Source organism: Paenibacillus sp. sgz302190 (assembly GCF_059820445.1).
Genome location: NZ_JBZYAO010000025.1, coordinates 60,633 through 79,848 on the forward strand (window position 1 = coordinate 60,633; position 19,216 = coordinate 79,848).

Genomic DNA, 19,216 nt, shown 5'->3' on the forward strand with positions numbered 1-19,216 from the left:
GTAGGTCAGGCCAGAGGGAAAACCTGCGAAAGTACAGGCTTTTGCTATGGAGATGGTCTGTTTTGGTAAAAAGCCTGCGATTGTGCAGGAATTTTCGCTGAAAATGAACCTTGGCCCCTGTACGCTGGGAAAAGCCTGCACAATTCAGGCTGTTGAGAAACCCCCTTTTTTCCCGGCTGCTCAAAAAAAGCACCAAAAGCATGAGCCAAATACCCCTCTCAGATCGTTTTAAATCAATTTTTTCTCTTCGAGATGAGTGCCCCCACATAAAAATTGATCTGAGAGGAAACCCGTTAGACTTTCTCAACAGCCTGACAATTGCAGGAATATTTCGCTGCCGGGCGTTTCAACGGGTAAAAAGCTGCACTATTGCAGGCTTTCTTCGCGCATCTAGGCAGATGGGCCTTCGGCTCTCGCGTACACTTTTTTCGTACTCATAAAAATCAACCGTATAAATTTTGGCATTAGCCCATTGTACAACCAAATATTGGTAGGCGGTATGAAACAACTGTTATTATTCGGGTAATACTGATCTTAAATACAGGAGTAAAAATTCGCGACGCCCGGCTTGATCATATGTCGCCTGCCCCGACTTCCGTGCATCAATTTATTGTAGGAGAGCTTCATTTCGCGCTGCGGACATTTCTTCAGAATCAGAGCTGCCTGGTGTTCGTGGCTCCATTTGATGTTTTTTTTAGTGAAACCGAAGAGTATGAAACACCCGATCATGTTACGCAGCCGGATCTCTCGGTTGTTTGCTCGAAGAATCAAATAGCCAAGAATGGCTGTTATGGCGCCCCGGCTTTAATCGTTGAAGTGCTGTCGCCGTCCACCGCGTTGAAGGATTTTAATGAAAAATTCAACTTATATCAGAAGTACGGGGTGCAGGAATATTGGATTGTCGATCCCGGGAATCGAACGGCTCACGTATATTCACTGGAAGATAACGCTTATCAGGTACGGAATCTCTATACTGAGCAGGAAAAGATTCAATCTTTCGTTTTTAAAGACTTCCAAGTGCCCATGAGCAGGCTGTTTAGTCTGGGGTCATTTTAATGATGTCAAAGAAGAAGAAAAACAAAGAGTTTGAGCAGAATGAATATGAGCCGATTGAACAAGATGAACATTATTATTTTATTGCCGGATATACCGACGGTGGATTTGCCTATGGGATAACTTGGGAAGAACATGAAGCAGATCAAGAACGGATTGCGAGGAATGATGCGCGTTTGGAGGAGTTAAAGAAGAAGACGGCAAATCTCAAACTAACTGAGGATCAATTGTCTGAGCTCGTTGGAACTTATGGTGCTTATGTAGAAGAAATCGAGTTTTTTCTAAATGTAGAGACCGGCGAAACTGTCACATTAAGATCTTTTGACATGGACGAGGAAGACGAGGAGCTGAGTGATCTCATTGAGGAAGGTTTTAACGAAATTTATTTTCGTGTACCCCATCTGGAACCCCATGAAGGCTTTAAAGATATAGTTGATTTTGCGGAAACGGTTTCGAACGAGAAGCTGAGAAGACGGCTTGAAGGGGTATTATCCGGCGGCCGTCGAATATTCCGCAGATTTAAAGACACGCTATCGGAGTATAGCGGCGAGCTCGATAGGTATTATGCATTTACGGAAAGCCGCAATCGCGAGCGCGTTTTGGAATGGCTGCAAGAACTCGGGTTCCAGGTGGAGATAGTCAGCTCTCGATAACAAGCAGTACATAGATTTAAAAAAAGTCTGCCCCGCCTCCCGCGGCAACGCCTCGGGGACCGGGCAGGCTTTTTCGTTTGCTTTTCTGATATAATAGACACATCTTTGCAAACAGGAGCATATGTTCATGGAAGCCAAATCGCGAATACGGGGTTACCTGCAATCTTCAAAAAAACATACGGCTTTGCTTTCAGAGCTGGAGGCACTGTTTGTCGGGCAGTCTTGCACGTATGAGGAATTTTCCGGGGCTGTGCTGGAGCTTGAAGCCGATGGCGTGCTGCAGATGGTTCAAAGCAAGGGCAGAACAGGCAAACAACCGTCCCTTGCCTATCAATATAGAGTGCAGAAGAGCCGTCTGAAGGAAGATTTGCATAAGGAAATCCATCGGGCCAGACTTCTCGTACATTCTTTAATCGGGTTGGATGCCTATTATGCTTTGGAGCCAAGCGATTGGCAGCAAGACTGGCCCTATATTGAACGCATAGATGGTTATTTGAAAAGGCACGCGCTGCCCCAGACTCCCGTACCGGCTCCGGAGCGAAGCTTTGAGCTTGTCGGCGATGAGAAGTGGATAACGGAGAAGCAGGGAAAAGAGCTGCTGATCCGAACGGGGCTATGGGATAAGCTTCATATTATTCCCGCCGCCGACCCGTTGATGATGGCGGTCAATCCGGGCTGCATAGCAAACGCTGTGCACAGGCACCTTATCGTCGAAAATAAAACGACCTACCTGGCATTGCTGCAAGCACTGCCGGATGTCCCGTTTACGACGCTGATTTTTGGCGGCGGCTACCGCATTGCCAAAAGCATCGAGCTGCTTCCTATGCAGCTGCCGCTTAGGGATGCCGCACATCAATTCTATTATTTTGGCGATATCGATAAAGAAGGGATGGCCATTTGGCATATGCTCAGCGGGCGCGTGCTTGAATGGTTCGGCTCACCGGCGAATCCGGCGCTGCCTTTTTACCGGGCATGCCTTGCGAGGAGCTTTGCCTTAGGCAAAGAGAATCAACGGGATCATGAAGAGGCTGTTCAAGCGTTTATGCGCCACTTCTCCCCGGAGGAGCAGGTTTTGATAAGCGATTGTTTGGCTGCCGGAGGCTACTACCCGCAGGAAATATTACATACGCAAGAGCTTTGCGCAATATGGAGGAACACGCAATGGATTACGTAGAAATCGGGCAGATCGTTTCCGGGTTCAGGGAACGCATGACCAAGCTGGCGCTGTTTGACCCGCTCTACGAGCTGCAGCGGAAACGGCAGACGGATCGGCAAAACAAGCCGATTGATTTCATGGAGCTTGGGCTGCTGACGCTGCTTTATTTCTTCGAGCAGAAGCTGATGCGCAATAACAAGGCGGGCGTCAAAGACCTGGCTCAGTTTCTGTTGAAAACGACGGGAATTTTTATCGACTTGGACGATGACGGATTCGAGGATTTGGCCAGGCAGATCATTCAGATCTTTCGGCCTGCGACAGGGAAGAAACGGGATTTTTCTTTCATGAATTGGGAGACCGGGCGGCAGGATCATATTTACATTTCGATTTTGAAAGCGAATGCTTTCGATCTGAAAACGAATACCCAATATTATACACTCGACGACGACGGTTTGGAGCTTATTTTTGCGACCAAGGAATTTTACTCGGAGTTTCAGCTGTCGATTCATCAGTTGGTGCTGCGCAAACAATTGGAAAAAGGCGAGTTCGAAGGCGCTTTGCGGCAAATTAATGAAATGCGCATCGACGTAGAGGCTTTGCAGGAGCGGATGGTCAAGCTGGAGCATGAGTTGAAAAGAAACATTGTGTCGGAGGACACGTTCGGACGCTATAAAAGTCTGCTTGAAGATATTTATCTTCGGCTGCACATGGAGAACGACGAATTCGAGGAATTGCGCCAGTTTGTGAAAGAGACGAAGGACCGCGTCCAGGCGGAAACGGTCAGGCAGGCGGATCAGCGGCCTTATGAGTTAATTTTGCGCATATCCAACGAACTGGAGATGGTGCATGGCGAGCATTCGATCCTTTTCCAGCAAAGCATGGCGCTGAAATCGCATGCATTAGGCGCCGCTCAGGAATCGCTGTACTACACCGGACTGGATTCCTTTAATTTTGACCAGGATATCGGTTCGTTGATTTTCAGTACGCCGTTGCCTTTGGAATCGATGAAGGGCGTGCTGGCTCCGTTCCTTCCCGTTCAGGAGACGAAGATGTGGTCGCTGCTGACCGTGTGGGCTGAGCAAAATGTTGTGGAAGACGGGAACGGGCAGGAGCGGGACGACAAGTTTCTGGAAATTGGCGGGGACAGCGATGAGCTGCGTTATCATGCGGTCCAGCAGAAGCTGTACAAGCTGCTCATGGAGCAGCTGCTGCAGCTGATGGAAGAAAGCGAAAGCGGCAGAGCCGAATTAAAGCAGTTCATCAGCGGCTTTGAAACGGGCGAGCATGCGCGGCTGCTTCACGAGCGTTCGTTTTATGATTTTTGGATCTACCTGCACCAAAGAAGTCCGCTTCAGGCGGGCGATAGCGAGGCGCAGCAGAGCGAAGCGCAAGGTGCGTGGCTGGATGATATGTACGCGCTTCTCGGAAATCGCTGTCTGATCGTGACCGAGCAGCAGGATGCGATTCATGTCAACGACAGGTTTACGATTCAGAATATGCAGATTGTATGGGGAGATACCGACAATGGAGCTTGATAACGGGACAATCATGAGAGCTTTTCGCATCTATACGCTGCTTGCCCGCGACAGCGCGGTGGGGAAGGAGTGGCTTCAGGAATACATGGCGGATGACGCGGTGCGCGGCTTGGTCGATCAATTCGCCCGCGAGGTCGACTGCGCGACGATTATTGCCGGAGAACAACTGCATATGATTCCGGAAACGCGGTTATCGCCTTTTCATATCAACAATGATACGCTCAAACGCACCTATCTGCGGGCTAACGCCGTCAATGCCGATCTGTATCTGATGTATGTGAGCATCATTGTGCTGATCGGCGCTTTCTACGACAGCTATCAAACGATGGAACCGACCCGAAGCTTTATCGGGCTGGATGAATGGACAGCGCTTGTGAATGAGCGCATCGAACTGCTGAAGACGCATCCTGAGGCCGAGCTCAAAGAGATGGAGCGGGAATTTTCCTACAACTGGACGTCTTTGATTGAAAAATGGAGCGCTATGGACGATATTAAGGAAACGGCCTCCAGGCAAAGCGGCAATACGATCAGCCGGGTGAGCTTTATGGATACGGTGCGGAAATTTCTCGTCGCGCAGGAACTGGTATCCGATATCGGCAATCAGGAAGTCGCGGTGACGGAAAAGACGAAAGTGATTGTGCAGCGATATTTCATGGAATTGGAGTATAATCGCGGTATTTTGGAGTTTCTATACCAATTCGATGCTGAAGATAAGGAGGGAAGCGGTCATGCCGGCCATATCTAAAATACGTTTCACCAATGTCGTCTATGAGGATGGCAACAAGCGGTACAACGACGAAATGTTTCATTTTGACGGACATAACGGAGCGATATTGCTGGAAAATGGCGGCGGCAAGACGGTTTTTATACAGACTGCGATGCAGGCTGTGCTCCCGCATGCGGATCTTGCCGGGCGGAAGATGAAGGATACGCTGAGTCTGGAAAATGGCCCCGCTCACATTGCGATTGAGTGGATTCTGAGCGAAAGGCCGCGCAGATACGTCGTTACTTGCGTCAGTTTGTTTCTCACGTCAACCGGTCTGGATTCGTACCGCTATTTGTACGATTATCCGGCGCTCGACCCTGATGCGATTGATCGGATTCCTTTTGTTAAAGAAAGCGCAGGCAAGCTTCGGGCGGCGGATAAAGGCGAGATTTATGACTACTATCAGAGCATGACGTCCAAACGGATGAACGCCAATCTGCCTGCCACGATCAAAGAGTACAAGCAATTATTGGAAAAAGATTACCATATTATTGCCTCGGAATGGGAACGCATCGCCAAGATCAACGGCTCGGAGGGCGGTGTGGAGAGTTTTTTTGACGAGTGCAAAACGACCAGCCAACTGTTTGACCGCCTGCTGATCCCGACGGTAGAAGATGCCATGGCGGGATACGAACAGGGCGAGTTTGCCGATGCCTTTGAATCCCACAGAGACAGCTTCAAAAAATATAAAGAACTCAAAGAAAAGATCGAAGAAAATAAAAAAATTCTTGCTGAATTGGACAGGTATGTGCACATTTTTGCCAAATCGGACGCCAAGCAGCAGGAGTACGCCGCCGCTCAAGCCGAGGCGAAAGCTTATTGGCTGTTAGCGGGCGAGCAGAAAGAGGAAGAATCCGCAAAGCTGATTCAACTGCGCAATCAAATGTCGGAGTGCGAGCGGCAGCAGCAGCTCTTGACCCAACGAAGAGAGTCGCTTCATATCGCGAAGCAGCAGCAAGAGCAGTCCGCTTTGGAAACGAAGCTGAACATGGCCGAAGATGAAGTGGAACGAATCGTGACGCAGGTTCGAGCCGCCAAGCAGCGCTACTATTCCCTGCGGCTGGCTGACTATAAGCAGCAATGGAAGCAGGCGGAGGAGCGCATGAGCTACTTGCAGCGCGAGCTGGAGCAGTTCGGGAGCACCAAAGAGGAAGGTGAGCTTCAAGCGGCATGGGAAACGAACAGCGGGCAGATTCGCGGCTTGATGATGAACATGGAGCGGGAGTGGCAGCTTGAAGAAGCGAAGCTTCAGCAGGATGCGGCCGCCCATGAGGAGCGAATGCGCCTGGAAGCAGCGCTTCTGGAAGAGCTGATCGGGCAATTGGAGGACTTGAATAACCGCATCATCGAACACAGGTCCATCGTGCAGGCGCGCGAGAAGGACAGAGACATGCTGCGCAAAAACGTACTGGCGAATCCCGCTGCCCAAAACATGGAAGGAAGCCTCAAGGAGTGGATTCAGCGTTATCAAAAATTGGATGACAGCAACGTCCTGCTTGTGCAGAAAAACAGGGAATTGGCCTCAGGCAAGGAGGTGAGCGGCAGGGAGCTTGAGCAAATCGGCCTGAGCCTCAAGCAAGCCTACGGGGAACGCGCCGGCTTTGAGCGGAATCTGGAGGCTTTCAAGAACGAGCATCGAGTTTTGCTGGCGAAGCTTGCCATGTACAGGCCGTCATGGGGAAGACTCGCGTCGGTTTACGATAAGCAGAGCTCCATTGAAGAACAACTGAACGACGATATCGAGAAGCTGCGCTTGGAAAAGGAAGCCTACCTGCTCAAAGAGCGCCTCGCTTTTCGCTATATCGATGACTACAGCGGCCAGCATACTTTTTTCGCGGACGTCTACGTGGCGGGATTGCTGGATAAATGGAGAAATCAGTTCTCTCTGCTGGAGACAGGCATTCAGTACTTGCAAGGCATAGGCTTGACACAGCAGGCGTCGCTTCATCCTCTCTGGTCCGTGACCTTGATCACGACTGAAGGGGAAGTCGCCCAATTGACGAACAAATTGCTTCACCATGCGGAGGATATGCAATTTCCGATCCAGATCATCTCTTCGCAGGAGGCCTCACGCCTTGCCAATTTGGAAATGCCGGTCGCCGCGGCAGAGCAAGCTTGGATTGAACCGCAGCATTGGCGTGAGAACGCGGATGCCGCGGTATTCGCGAGCTGGAAGCAAGCCGTTTCCCGCGAAGGCGAAGAGGTGCTGACAGCAAGACAGGCCAAGGAACAGGAATTGCAGCGCGTTTCGGAGCTGCAGACGGCGTTCAGCCGCTTCATTGCCGCATACCCGCTTGAAGCCGTACAAGAGATGGAAAAGCAGGTTGGACTGGGGCGCGAACAGGTTCGCGAGCTGGAGAGCCGGGAGGATGCGCTCAAGCAATCGGTTCGGCTGGCTGAGCATACGATGGATCAGCACAGTAAAATGATGGACGAACAGAAGGATGAGATGGTTCAGCTCCAGCAATGGATTGAGAAAGGGCAAAAATATCTCGATCTGGGCAAAGAAATCGGTACGTACAGTCTGGCTATCGATGAGCTGACCGAGCAAGCCGGCGGGCTGCAAAGCAAAGTGAGCAGCAGCCGGCGCTCTATGAACCATGTCAAGCAGATGCTCGAATCCGCCAAAGAGCGAATGACCTATTTGAAAATGGAAAAGGCGAGTCTTCAAGGCCAGGAGCTGTATAGTGAGGTTCTTGATGTGCAGCCGATTCCGGCGGATCATAGTCTGGATTGGTTAAAAAATGAAAGGAAAGACCTGCACCTTAAGCTGCATCGTATTTCTCAGGGACGACAGCGGCTTGAAGCGGATTGGAACCATGCCAGAACCAGCAGCGCCTCTCTGGAAAAGGAAATGAACAAGCTCCGCCTGGAGCAGGCCGATCTGGAGCTGGACGAGGAGCTCTCGTTCTCTGCGACAGGCGAAGAGCAGATGTCGGCGCTGCTCGGCGAGCTTAGAGATCAGGAAGCCCGGCTTGTGCGGGAAAAGCGAGATTTCGGCCGTATCGAAAAGGAGCGCAATGAGCAGGCGGCAAGGGTTGAGCTGTTGATCGAGCAGTATGCCGAAGCCCATTCCGGGCAGCAGCCGATAGTCTTTCATGAAGCGCTGCATGCGGTGGAGGAGCAGGTTCAAATCGAGGACCGGCGCTTAAAGGAGCAGCAGCAGGGCTTGCAGCAGCTTTATGCCCGGGTTCAAGCACAATTGAGCGAGATCGAAGAGGTCATTCAATACTTCAATCAGTACAAAGTCATGCACGGATTTGAAAATCCGCTCATTCAGGCGGCGCTAATGACGCAGGAGGCGAAAGCGGATTTCCCTTATGGCAGGATGGCCATTGCCCGTAAATCATTGACCAAGCTGACCACCGCTATGGACGGACTGGAAATAGAACAAGCATCTGTCAAAAAGGCGAGAGCCCATTTCGTTGACTTTTGCCGGAAGCACGTCAAAGATGTGAAGCTGAGAGAAATGGCCGAGCAGGGCGTTGAGCAAAAAGACAGCTACCAGGAGGCGACGCTGTTTCAGCAAAAAATGCACAGCAGAATCGAACGCGTCAACCATGTCGCGGAAGAGACGATGCGCACCCATAATCAACAACTGGAGCAGTACATAATCCATGTGCACAGCCACCTCAAGCTGATCGCTTCGGAGCTTAGAGATATCCCGAACAAAACGAAAGTGAAAGTCGAGGATCACTGGAAGCTGGTCTACTCGTTTCATATACCGGAATGGGATGAACTTGAGGCTAAAGACCATCTGCGCAAACATCTGGAATGGATTCTGGCCGAGTTGGAAAAAGCCCATTACCGGGACGATATCGGGCAGGAGGTAAAGCCTGCGGTTCGCAAAGAGATTGAAAAGTGGCTGGATACCAAGCAGCTTTTGCAAATCGTTTTACAGGAAAGGCCGATGAAAGTATCGTGCCGGAAAGTGACGAACGAGAATAACGTGACGAAGGCTTCTTTCTCGTGGGAGCAGTCGAACAATTGGTCGGGCGGTGAAAAATGGAGCAAGAATATGACGCTGTTCCTGGGGCTGCTCAATTATGTCGCGGAGAAGCGCCAGCATATCCAGGCGAATATGAAAAGGCACCGTACCGTCATTCTGGACAATCCTTTCGGCAAGGCTTCCAGCGATCACGTGCTGAGTCCCGTATTTTTTATCGCCGAGCAGCTCGGCTTCCAGATCATTGCCCTTACGGCCCACGCCGAAGGCAAGTTTCTGAAAGACTACTTCCCGGTCGTCTTTAGCTGCAGACTCAGGCAGGTTGCCGGCGGAAACAAGCTGGTCATGACCAAAGAAAAAGAAATTAACCATGCTTATTTCCGCGATCATGCGCCAATTTCCCTGGAAAGACTGGGGGACGTCAAGCAGATGGAGCTGTTCGTGTAGCAATGTCCGGGTGAATAGTAAATAAAAAGTCTGCCAAACCTCCCGCGGCTGCGTGGAGATCGGGCGGACTTTTTGTTGTGCGCTTTGCAGCATTGCGACCGGCGCCAAAGCTCAAGTGCGGGTGCGGAAAAGCGCAGGCGTGTAATAGAAAAACTCTATTCGACGAGTGGCAGCCTTAGGTGTTAGAATATTTGGGGAGTAAATCATACTTTATCGATATGAATTATATGATTTAAATGAATTGCGGTTGAAAAGTTGAATATGGATCAAGCGCTGCCATTTTGGAGGAGGAATACGAAAGATGAAATTCGCACTGTTCAGTCTGATGATGAATATTCGGAACGCTGTGACCGGGGAAACTTTGACGACGCAGCAAAAATTTCAAAATGTGCTGAAGCAGGCGGTCCTTGCCGAGGAGCTCGGCTTTGAAGCTTACGGCGTCGGCGAACGGCACGGCGCGCCGTTCCTGTCCTCCGCGCCGCCGGTCGTCCTGACGGCCGTCGCAGCCAAAACTTCCCGGATCCGTTTGCTGACTACGGTGACGGTTCTGAGTGTGCTCGACCCGGTTCGGGTGGCCGAGGATTACGCGACGCTCGATCACCTCTCGGGAGGGCGGCTGGAGTTGATCATTGGCAAAGGCAACGATCCGCGCCATTATCCGCTTTTTGGCATTGCCGAGGAGGAGCAATGGGAATCTCTGGCCGAACGCTATGCGCTACTCAAGCGGCTGTGGAATGAGGAAAACGTCAGCTGGCAGGGACGCTACCGGGCGCCGCTCGATAACGTGACCACGCAGCCGCGTCCGTTTCAGCAGCAGATCCCGGTGTGGCACGGCAGCGCGTCCAGCACGCTTTCCACCGAACTTGCCGCCAAATACGGCGAGCCGATTTTCTCATCCAACAGCTTTCATCCTCAAAGCAAGTATAAGGCCCTGATCGATCATTACCGGGAACGCTTGGCTTACTACGGGCACGATCCCCGGAATGCGATCGTCGGCGCGGGCTGCGGCAGCTTGTACCTGGCGAATACCGACGAGGAGGCGATCCGCCGATTTCGCCCCTATTACGACGCTTTTCATTCGACGGCATCCGCGCAGCATAATCAATCGCCGTTCATCGACCTCGAGGACAACATCAAAAACGGCCCGTCGTTGGTCGGCAGCGCGGAAAGCGTAATCGAGAAAATATTGAATTACCATGATGCGTACGGGCATCAAGTGCTCAGCATCAGCGTGGACGGGTTGAGCGAAGCGGAGCAGCGCGAGCAAGTCGAGCGATTTGCGGCCGAGGTCATGCCGGTGCTAAGGCGCGAGATTCCGAGCACAGTATGGAACGATCCGCCGGCGCTGCGGCGGGAGGCGGTTGCGGCGCAGGCAGGCGGGGCGGGGTAGGAGAACCCCGGGTTTAGCGGCGAAACCGAGTGATGCGAGGCAATTTAACAATTTGCCCGCTAGAGGCGCTCATCCACTTGGCAGCGCGGAGGAAAACCTGCAAAAGTGCATCCTTTTGCCCGTTGGAGATGCTGGCAATGGATAATTCCTGCAAAAGTGCAGCTTTTTCATCGAATACCCGGGTCCAGACTCATTTTCATCGATAATTCCTGCACAATCGCAGGCTTTTTCGTTTGCCATGCCGCTTAATGAACGGCTGCGCCATCTTTGACGGCAAAATGTGGTCGACCGACCACCGTCATGCAGCGCAGCACCGCGCGCTGGGAGCTGCATGCAGTGCCCTTCTTTTAGCTAATCTGGCAGAGTGGAACGCTGAATGCTATTTTCGGCGAGTACTCATTCACTTCTTTGTAAAAAATTATAAAATAAGTAAAACCCTTTAGTAGAAAGGGATTTGAGCGCCTAGTAATCTAGCAACCGGAAAAAATGTTAAAATTCTCACAGAATTACTCTATGAAATAAGATAATATAGGTCATTGGGACATGTGACAGTTCAACTCAGGATCTGTCCTACACTTGGTGTATGATTTACTTTACAAAAAACTGCGATTTTTGCTGCACTAAGGCCCTGGTTGGAATTTTTAAACTACATACTTTGGAGGCAACAACATGAAGAAACGATTGGCTGGTTTGGTTTTGGCATTTTGTATGGTTTTGACAGGCGGTGGCGGTGCTTCTGCAGAGACGACCTACAACTGGATTGAAGGCGGCAAAAAGGTTGATTTGAAGAGCATGGCGGAGGTCGATCTTAGCAAAGATTTTGTATTTCTGAATGCGGCGGACACGATCAAAATGAAAAAAGAAAATCACGAAACGCCGACGGGCAATGAACTTGGCAGCATTTTTCCGGTGGATGAAAAGCAAACGTGGGCCGTGATTTTCCGATATGAAGAAACCGGCCACATCAAGGATGCCGAAAAAGAGAAGATCGACGCCAAAGCGATTTTGAAAAGCTATAAAGAAGGAACCGAGGAAGCGAACAAGGAGCGGCAGGCGGGCGAGCGTATTTATGTGAAAGGTTGGGATATTGAGCCGTTTTACGATGCCAAGACGCACAATTTGACCTGGTCCTTGCTGGCTGAGGATGACAACAAAGAAGAGCTGCTCAACTACAACGTCCGCCTGCTGACGCGAAAAGGCACGATCTCGGCCGTTCTCGTCTCCGACCCGCAGCACCGGGAAGAGGACAAAAAAATATTGAACGAGCAAATTTTGCCGAAGCTGGCGATCAAAACGGGGGAGCGGTACGAGGATTTCGACGCTGCGAAAGATAAGGTGGCGGAGTACGGCCTGACCGGGCTCATTTTGGGCGGAGCCGGGCTTGCGGTAGCGAAAAAAGTGGGTCTGATCGGTGTACTCCTCGTTTTGGTCAAAAAGTTCTGGTTCGTCGCCCTGATCGCTATCGGAGCCATAGGTTCTTTGGTGAAAAGGCTGTTCCGCAGGAAGCCCGCAGAGCCCGTTCAGAACGATGCTGAGAAGCAAGGGGAATCGTCTTCGCAGTAAGACGGTCCCTTTATTGCAACCAATGGGAGACGCTGAAAAAGAAGTCGGTCTTTCGCGGAGTTCGTCTTCATAATCAGGAACCCATGCTACTGCAGCTTTTTTCCCAACCGGCAATGGAGCGATATACAGCGCGAGCCTTAGAGCAGTAAGGCTTCGGAGGGGATTTGGGAGTTGAGCAATAAAACCAAAAGCAATGCCTCGTTATCGTCGTTTATCGGTTTGTGTTTGTTTGAGCTCTTTAATCACTTCCAGCCTCTGCTGCGGCATTAGTTCTGATTTCACTTCATCGATCCCAACCTATATAGTTTGCAATGGTTATCTCAAGAGACAGACGTTCACAGAAAATACACATAGTTTCGACACGTTTTTCCATTATTTGCATAAAAATAATGATATATTTAATTCCTATTCTGGTTAAAAAAGGAAATGTACTATGAAGTTGAAAAAATCAATCGTTACTTTATCCTCTGTCGCAATGTTGTTAGCAAGTGTTGTCGCACCTATGTCTGCTTTTGCTGAATCTAACGAAAAAAATGCTACTTCACCAAGCGATGTACAAAAGCAAAAATCCCTAACCGTCGATGAAGTTCTTAATAATCCCTTATATAAGGATTTGACTTTTAATGCAGAAGATATAAAATTATTTAAAGAGATTGAAAATTTAAAAAGAGATAATCCCAAGTTGACAGTTTCTGATATAACTCAACAATTTGATCAAAAATCCTTTAGCGCTCGTGCATGGTATGACCCATATGTTGCTCAATGGAAGGCGTTAACAGACGCTGAAAAGGCGCTAGTCATTACAACTCCTGGTCAGGCGTTGCTTGTAAATTATTGTAGAGACAAAGCTGTCAGCTACGAAGAAAACAGTATTTATAGTAACCAACATGGGAATGGCACTCAAAGAGATGCATTCCGTCACGCCATTTGGAATGCTTTAATGTGCAAATATATTAACAAACCATCAGCATATGTATGGGCATCCGCTCATGAGATTCACGACGATCCGAATTACAATACCACTATTTTTGACGGTTTCACTGGTCTTCAACATACACAGATGGATTTGCACAATAATGAAAAAGGTAGAGACTGCTGGAATATCATAACTGATGGTATTCTATGGACATCAGATCAAACCTTGCAAGATCGTGTTGTAGCGAAAATTCAAGCTGGAGAAATGACTGTTCTAAGATAAAGTTGACTGTTTATCAAAGGAAAGGGATTTTCCCTTTCCTTATTACGTTTATTAACAAAGGAGCTGTATAAGCTAATGAGAGTGATGTTATTTATTATATATGTCTCCTTAATTTCAACACTCTGCGCTTGTAGCACATTTAGTAACAATCCTATGCCTACTTCTACGGCTTATGTTGAAAATACTGATACTAAGATTCCAGTTAAAGTTTTTACATACCATTGGAGAGGTGAAAACGAGTATGGCGATTCATCAGCAATAGAAATGAAAATCGAACCTACTATCGTACCCCCTAATTCAAAAATTATATTTTCGTTTGACAGTAAGCCAAAAAAAATGGGCAGTATCCATGAAGTTCTCAATGAAAAAGATGTAATTGTATTAGACAATACAAAAAATGAAATTCTTGTTCCGTATACCAACGGAATTCACACCTATAGCTACAATGCTCAATGGCCAGAAGGTGGGGTTGTTTTTGTTTTCAAAGTTGAAGTGAAATGAATGCTGTCGTTATAAAACAATCATGGCTTTCACCGTTGCCTCGACATGATCTATGAGGCTCTTCGCCACTAGCGATGCTAGCAACCTAAATGAGCTCTATGAATTACCAGTGATTCTTTGATGCTATGACAGGGTTTTCCGCTTTTTTTATTCCTATTTTTGTATAGGTATTATCCTCAGGGGTTAGGCGAAGAGGCGGCGCCTCCAATATGATAGACCTCCTTTCCGTAAACGCGGGTCGGCAAATTGGCCTTGATAATGCCGGTCACAACGTCACGACAAACAATTTGGACTAATCCTTGACGGAGGAGCATTAGCTCCTCCGAAAACTTGGGCTATACAGGCGGCATAGCGAGTATCGCCTAGTACATGCCTAAATCGGTATTGCCAACCTAGCCCCATGTTTACCTTATCCCAAACTATACAGTTTTTTATTACAAAACCGGCATTCCGTGTCCAAAGTGCAACGTGCGGATACATTCTCCAATCGATAAAAACGTAAAGGTGATGTCCCGGCTTGAGTACTCGATACGCTTGACGTAACCATTTATTCATAAACACGCCATACGCTTCTTCACGCAAAAAGAAAGGGCATTTAACCGTAACACTACGTGTATTGAAACATATATTTCGCCCACCTAAGAACATACCGAATCCCGATTTAACCGTAACACTACGTGTATTGAAACCCCGGAAGGCTTCTCTCCTCCCTCTCTCTTTGTACATTTAACCGTAACACTACGTGTATTGAAACCGGCTGCTGCTTCACTCATCGTTTACCCTCGCCTTATTTAACCGTAACACTACGTGTATTGAAACACGTACCCGAATCCCCAATAGTCACCGTTCCTGTTGATTTAACCGTAACACTACGTGTATTGAAACAACGGACTGTTCGGGAAAAGCCCGAAAACAAAAGCAATTTAACCGTAACACTACGTGTATTGAAACATCATCACAGAAAAAGGTGTATGCCCTCAATCTCTTATTTAACCGTAACACTACGTGTATTGAAACGCGCGTATCTGTGCTATAGAATGCTGAAAAGAGCCAATTTAACCGTAACACTACGTGTATTGAAACTTCTTGTCGAAGGCATTTCCGCTGCACGAACTCGTCATTTAACCGTAACACTATGTGTATTGAAACAATTGTGCCAGCGGTAGCCCGAGCTGCCCCGCCATAATTTAACCGTAACACTATGTGTATTGAAACTAGCTGGCCGCATCGACCCGCACGATGGCGTGGAGACATTTAACCGTAACGCTATGTGTATTGAAACAATTGTGCCAGCGGTAGCCCGAGCTGCCCCGCCATAATTTAACCGTAACACTATGTGTATTGAAACCCGGCAGGCCGTTCCAGTGATGATAGAATAGTTCCTATTTAACCGTAACACTACGTGTATTGAAACACTCCTGAAGAAAAAGAATTTGTGACGATCTTAACCATTTAACCGTAACACTACTTGTATTGAAACTTCTCAAAAGCACGCAAGTTCCTGTGACCAAATTCGATTTAACCGTAACACTACGTGTATTGAAACTTGGTTACTCTTCTTTGGAAAATATAGTCCTCTGCGATTTAACTGTAACACTACGTGTATTGAAACACTTATTCAGGTCGGGGTTATTGCTATTCGAGATAATTTAACTGTAACACTACGTGTATTGAAACCTAGTTTTGGGATGGAATTCATGTTTGGCGAAATGAATTTAACTGTAACACTACGTGTATTGAAACTACTCCGCGCCTTGGTACTTGAGATAGTCGTTATCAAATTTAACCGTAACACTACGTGTATTGAAACAGGAGAATCGAAGGCAGGCCGGCAAGAACCCGCGGAATTTAACCGTAACACTATGTGTATTGAAACCGCGTTCTTGCATAAATATCTGGTTGCCCTTTTTCGGTTTAGCCAAGCCTTTCATGAACGGCTGATGTGTTGTTTACGCAGGAATTGCGGCTCATAGGGGGAGGCCTGTAAATTTGCAGCGCAAGAGCATCAAGGAGCTGAAAGAAGCGCCTTGACAGGTTTTCTGCGCGCTGTTATCGGCTTTCACTTACCGGGCAAGCTTTACCGAAAGGCCGGTTATCTCCCTGACCCAATTACCAAAAAACAAATTTTGAGGCAGCCGCGAGGCTGTTTTTTCTTTTCTAAAATATTTTTATGATTTAATATAATTTGACATTTACATATCTTACCATTGTATGATATTGTTGTTTTGTTCCATAAAAAGGAATTAATCAAAGGGGGAATACGCATAAGCGTTACGGTTGAATATAGCGTGGTACGCGTTAATGTAATTATTTCAAGACACATATGTAGCGCGTGTTAAGGTTATTACCAGAAGTATATAGCCTTTTACAGTAAATCTCAACAGGCAATTATGGAAACAGAGGTGAAGCAAGATGTATGAAGAGCTTAGAATCACGCTTCTTTTAAAACAATCCTCACATCACCTGGACATACAGGAACACATCGGACATTGGCTTCATCAGGCGCAGCTGTCAGACGATGGCTTCAAGGAAACCCATTATGACAGAGATTACAAGCATCTCGCTTTCAGCAGCTTGTATCCCATTGAGAAGGATGGGGTTTACCGGCAGGGCCGGGTTTATATCCTCACGGTACGCAGTCCGCTGCGAGATACGATCAACCGTATGAGAAACTGTTTGCAGCAATGCCGTGAGAACGCCTATTTTCAGTTGATCAGCAGCGAGCAGCGCTCGAAGCGCTTGCCGCACATTACGGAAATGATCAGCATCACCCCCGTAATCGTGACCATCGCTCATAAGCCTTGGCTGCAGGAGAATAGTATCGAGCTTTTGCTGCAGCAGCTCCATGCGAACGCCGAGAAGAAGTTGAGAAGCCTTGACCCTCACGCGGAGGGACAGGCCGTGCAATCGTTTATTCAAGGCATACGAATAGAGAATCGCAAGCCCATCGCATTGCGTTACAAAGACCGCAAGCTGCTTGGCAATAAGCTGCGGCTTTTTGTCCATGACGACCCGTTCTCGCAGAAATTGGCGCAGATCGTTTTGGGCAGCGGGGCTGGAGAAAAATCAAGCTCCGTAGGAGCCGGATTCTGCCTGGCTAAATAATCGTCCAGCGCTAAGGAGGTGAGTGGCATGATCAAAGATTTGGCAGCGTCTTTTGCTATGGCGAAACGCGAATTTCCCGATATGATCCAGAACAATTACAAGCTGAAGGAAGGGCTTTATGTTCGGTTGAACCCGGAACAGAGTTGGGCGGAGCAATCCGCGTTGTTCGAGCACAATCATCTGATCATTCGCGCCAAAGAGGAAGAACCGTCCAAAGCGGATTTGCTGAACTGGTTCAAGCAAAGGGATTACTTGAGTTCTCTGGTCGATATGAATAAAGCTGTCGACGGCAAAAAGCAGGTGCACAGCAATAATCCGTTCGCTCTTTTCGTCAAGCGGGATGTGTTTCTGGGAGAGAAGAAGGATGCCAAATTCAGCATGTCGGAAAATATTGAAAGATATTTGAATGCCGTGAGCGCAGAGCCTATTCGGCAAAAGTGGAACGAACTGTTTCCGGGCAAAGACAACGATAAAGACCCTATAAGCTTTTTTCAGGATACCGTTTACGCCGGGGCGCTGAACTATTTGGAAAGTCCTGTCCGCAGCCGATGGCTGGAACAAGTAACGCAATGGTACGAGCATAATGCCGAGCCGCTAGCGGATTTTATCCGGACACTAACATTCAAAAATTACGTGAAGCTATTTTTCACCCTCGATGATCCTCTCAACTCAGAATCCCCTTCCTGCGAGCAAGTCTACGCTTACGAATTCGACCTGTACCTGATCCCGAAAGTATATAACAGCAATGATTACAACCAAATTGTAGCCGGCGAGCTTGTCGGGCTTCCGGGCTATGATATGACGATGAATAGCAAGAAGCCTTTTTTGGAGCATAAAACGATGCGTATAGAAGCACCCGACCGCGTTCCACTGGGGCAAGCTTTGCTGGCGAAGGAAACCACCGAGTGGCTGGCTTTGGCTTATCGCAAGTACAGAGTGAACAAACTTGGCTATGAATCCGGTTTTATGCAGGGCAATCGAACGCGGCTTGAAGGTACGTTTCATGTGTACATGGACGGCGGCTACAACGAACTGTACAGCTTCGAAAATGTTCCTTTTCCGGCCGGGGTCGATGTGGAGGTAGAATGGCTGAATGTTCTTGAACTGCGGGTGAAGGACAAGGAGCAGAGCGAGGAACAAGCATGGTTTCCGAAATATTATGAGCCGATTCAAAATGCCGAGCTTTTGCAGCAAACGATCAGCAGCTATTTTTTCCGCGGACGGATGAACGGACAGTTCTTATTTAACGAGCCCGATGTAAAAACGAAAGAATTTACCAGCGTGATGGCCGCTCTGTTCCTGCAAAGCCGGCAAGCTTTTCACGATTGGTTTGCAAAAGGCACGACGTTGACGCTGCGCGGAATGTTTGCCAAAGTAACGCTGCGTTTGCTGGAAGAACAGCTGCTCTATGTGGAATCGGTGCGTTGGACAAACCTGGCTGATGCTATGAATTTGCGATTATCCATTGATAAAATATTGAGAAATGAAGGAGGCGGAAGCATGGCGGATCGTATCCCGCATATCCTAGCTTCCCTGCGTGCGAAATTGACCGCAGACGAACCGGTGGCAAGCTGTGCAAATGACGGGGAATTTTACTTTTTGGCGGGGCAACTGGCCCGGTATTTAATAAGTCAATCCGAGGCGAAGGAAAAGAAAGGAAATATGTATGAGCCGTTCTTGCGGGCTAGAACCAGCAGGCAGCTGAAAAACAGGCTGAAAGAAGCTTACATGCTGTATAAGCATAAAATTTTGCTGGATTATCGGAAGTTTAATGCGGCTTTTGCGATGATCATAGGCTATGAAACGGAGCAGGACAGTGAAGAAGATGCGCGCGAGCTGCTGTTGGCGGGGCTTTTTGCGGTTAATTTGATGTACGAGAAAAAGGAAGAGGAGTGAAATTTCG

At 48.4% G+C, this 19,216-nt stretch carries 13 protein-coding genes and 1 CRISPR repeat array; of the genes, 12 read left to right on the forward strand and 1 reads right to left on the reverse strand.

Going from position 1 to position 19,216, the window contains the following annotated elements; translation table 11 throughout:
• The first annotated feature begins 576 nt into the window (after positions 1 to 576).
• The 10 genes from AC6RNO_RS24250 to AC6RNO_RS24295 all read left to right on the forward strand — a co-directional run bounded on the left by AC6RNO_RS24250 (position 577) and on the right by AC6RNO_RS24295 (position 14,208).
• The gene (locus AC6RNO_RS24250; protein ID WP_497107037.1) at positions 577 to 1,056 is read left to right on the forward strand and encodes a Uma2 family endonuclease; all 480 of its coding nucleotides are present in this window, start codon (positions 577 to 579) and stop codon (positions 1,054 to 1,056) included.
• Entirely contained in the window at positions 1,056 to 1,706 is a 651-nt protein-coding gene (locus AC6RNO_RS24255) for a UPF0158 family protein (RefSeq protein WP_497107038.1), read from the forward strand. The genes AC6RNO_RS24250 and AC6RNO_RS24255 overlap by 1 nt, the downstream gene beginning before the upstream one ends.
• Before the next feature lie 127 nt (positions 1,707 to 1,833).
• On the forward strand, positions 1,834 to 2,880 hold the full coding sequence (locus AC6RNO_RS24260; protein ID WP_497107039.1) for a Wadjet anti-phage system protein JetD domain-containing protein: 1,047 nt from the start codon (positions 1,834 to 1,836) through the stop codon (positions 2,878 to 2,880).
• Positions 2,868 to 4,397 (forward strand): replicative DNA helicase, encoded by a 1,530-nt coding sequence (locus AC6RNO_RS24265; RefSeq protein ID WP_497107040.1) that lies wholly within the window; start codon positions 2,868 to 2,870, stop codon positions 4,395 to 4,397. The genes AC6RNO_RS24260 and AC6RNO_RS24265 overlap by 13 nt, the downstream gene beginning before the upstream one ends.
• Positions 4,387 to 5,142: a DUF6063 family protein gene (locus AC6RNO_RS24270; RefSeq protein ID WP_497107041.1), complete on the forward strand. Its 756-nt coding sequence runs from the start codon at positions 4,387 to 4,389 to the stop codon at positions 5,140 to 5,142. The genes AC6RNO_RS24265 and AC6RNO_RS24270 overlap by 11 nt, the downstream gene beginning before the upstream one ends.
• Positions 5,126 to 9,556 (forward strand): coiled-coil domain-containing protein, encoded by a 4,431-nt coding sequence (locus tag AC6RNO_RS24275; protein WP_497107042.1) that lies wholly within the window; start codon positions 5,126 to 5,128, stop codon positions 9,554 to 9,556. Before AC6RNO_RS24270 ends, AC6RNO_RS24275 begins: the two co-directional genes overlap by 17 nt.
• Before the next feature lie 301 nt (positions 9,557 to 9,857).
• On the forward strand, positions 9,858 to 10,946 hold the full coding sequence (locus AC6RNO_RS24280; RefSeq protein ID WP_497107043.1) for an LLM class flavin-dependent oxidoreductase: 1,089 nt from the start codon (positions 9,858 to 9,860) through the stop codon (positions 10,944 to 10,946).
• 669 nt (positions 10,947 to 11,615) lie between these two features.
• The gene (locus AC6RNO_RS24285; protein WP_497107044.1) at positions 11,616 to 12,509 is read left to right on the forward strand and encodes a DUF2167 domain-containing protein; all 894 of its coding nucleotides are present in this window, start codon (positions 11,616 to 11,618) and stop codon (positions 12,507 to 12,509) included.
• Positions 12,510 to 12,942: 433 nt separating this feature from the next.
• On the forward strand, positions 12,943 to 13,707 hold the full coding sequence (locus AC6RNO_RS24290) for a DUF6973 domain-containing protein (protein ID WP_497107045.1): 765 nt from the start codon (positions 12,943 to 12,945) through the stop codon (positions 13,705 to 13,707).
• A 75-nt stretch (positions 13,708 to 13,782) separates the two neighbouring features.
• Complete coding sequence (locus tag AC6RNO_RS24295; protein WP_497107046.1) at positions 13,783 to 14,208, forward strand: hypothetical protein; 426 nt, start codon at positions 13,783 to 13,785, stop codon at positions 14,206 to 14,208.
• Positions 14,209 to 14,481: 273 nt separating this feature from the next.
• On the opposite strand, the gene AC6RNO_RS24300 is transcribed toward AC6RNO_RS24295, so the two are convergent.
• Positions 14,482 to 14,790 carry a DNA methyltransferase gene (locus AC6RNO_RS24300; RefSeq protein WP_497107047.1) on the reverse strand — a complete coding sequence of 103 codons (309 nt, stop codon included), beginning with the start codon at positions 14,788 to 14,790 and terminating at the stop codon, positions 14,482 to 14,484.
• Between the two features lie 11 nt (positions 14,791 to 14,801).
• Positions 14,802 to 16,084: a CRISPR direct-repeat array (repeat unit 30 nt; unit sequence ATTTAACCGTAACACTACGTGTATTGAAAC).
• A 536-nt stretch (positions 16,085 to 16,620) separates the two neighbouring features.
• Between AC6RNO_RS24300 and AC6RNO_RS24305 the strand changes: the two genes are divergently transcribed.
• On the forward strand, positions 16,621 to 17,313 hold the full coding sequence (locus AC6RNO_RS24305) for a CRISPR-associated protein Cas6 (protein WP_497107048.1): 693 nt from the start codon (positions 16,621 to 16,623) through the stop codon (positions 17,311 to 17,313).
• A 27-nt stretch (positions 17,314 to 17,340) separates the two neighbouring features.
• Positions 17,341 to 19,209 (forward strand): hypothetical protein, encoded by a 1,869-nt coding sequence (locus tag AC6RNO_RS24310; protein WP_497107049.1) that lies wholly within the window; start codon positions 17,341 to 17,343, stop codon positions 19,207 to 19,209.
• Positions 19,210 to 19,216: the final 7 nt, after the last annotated feature.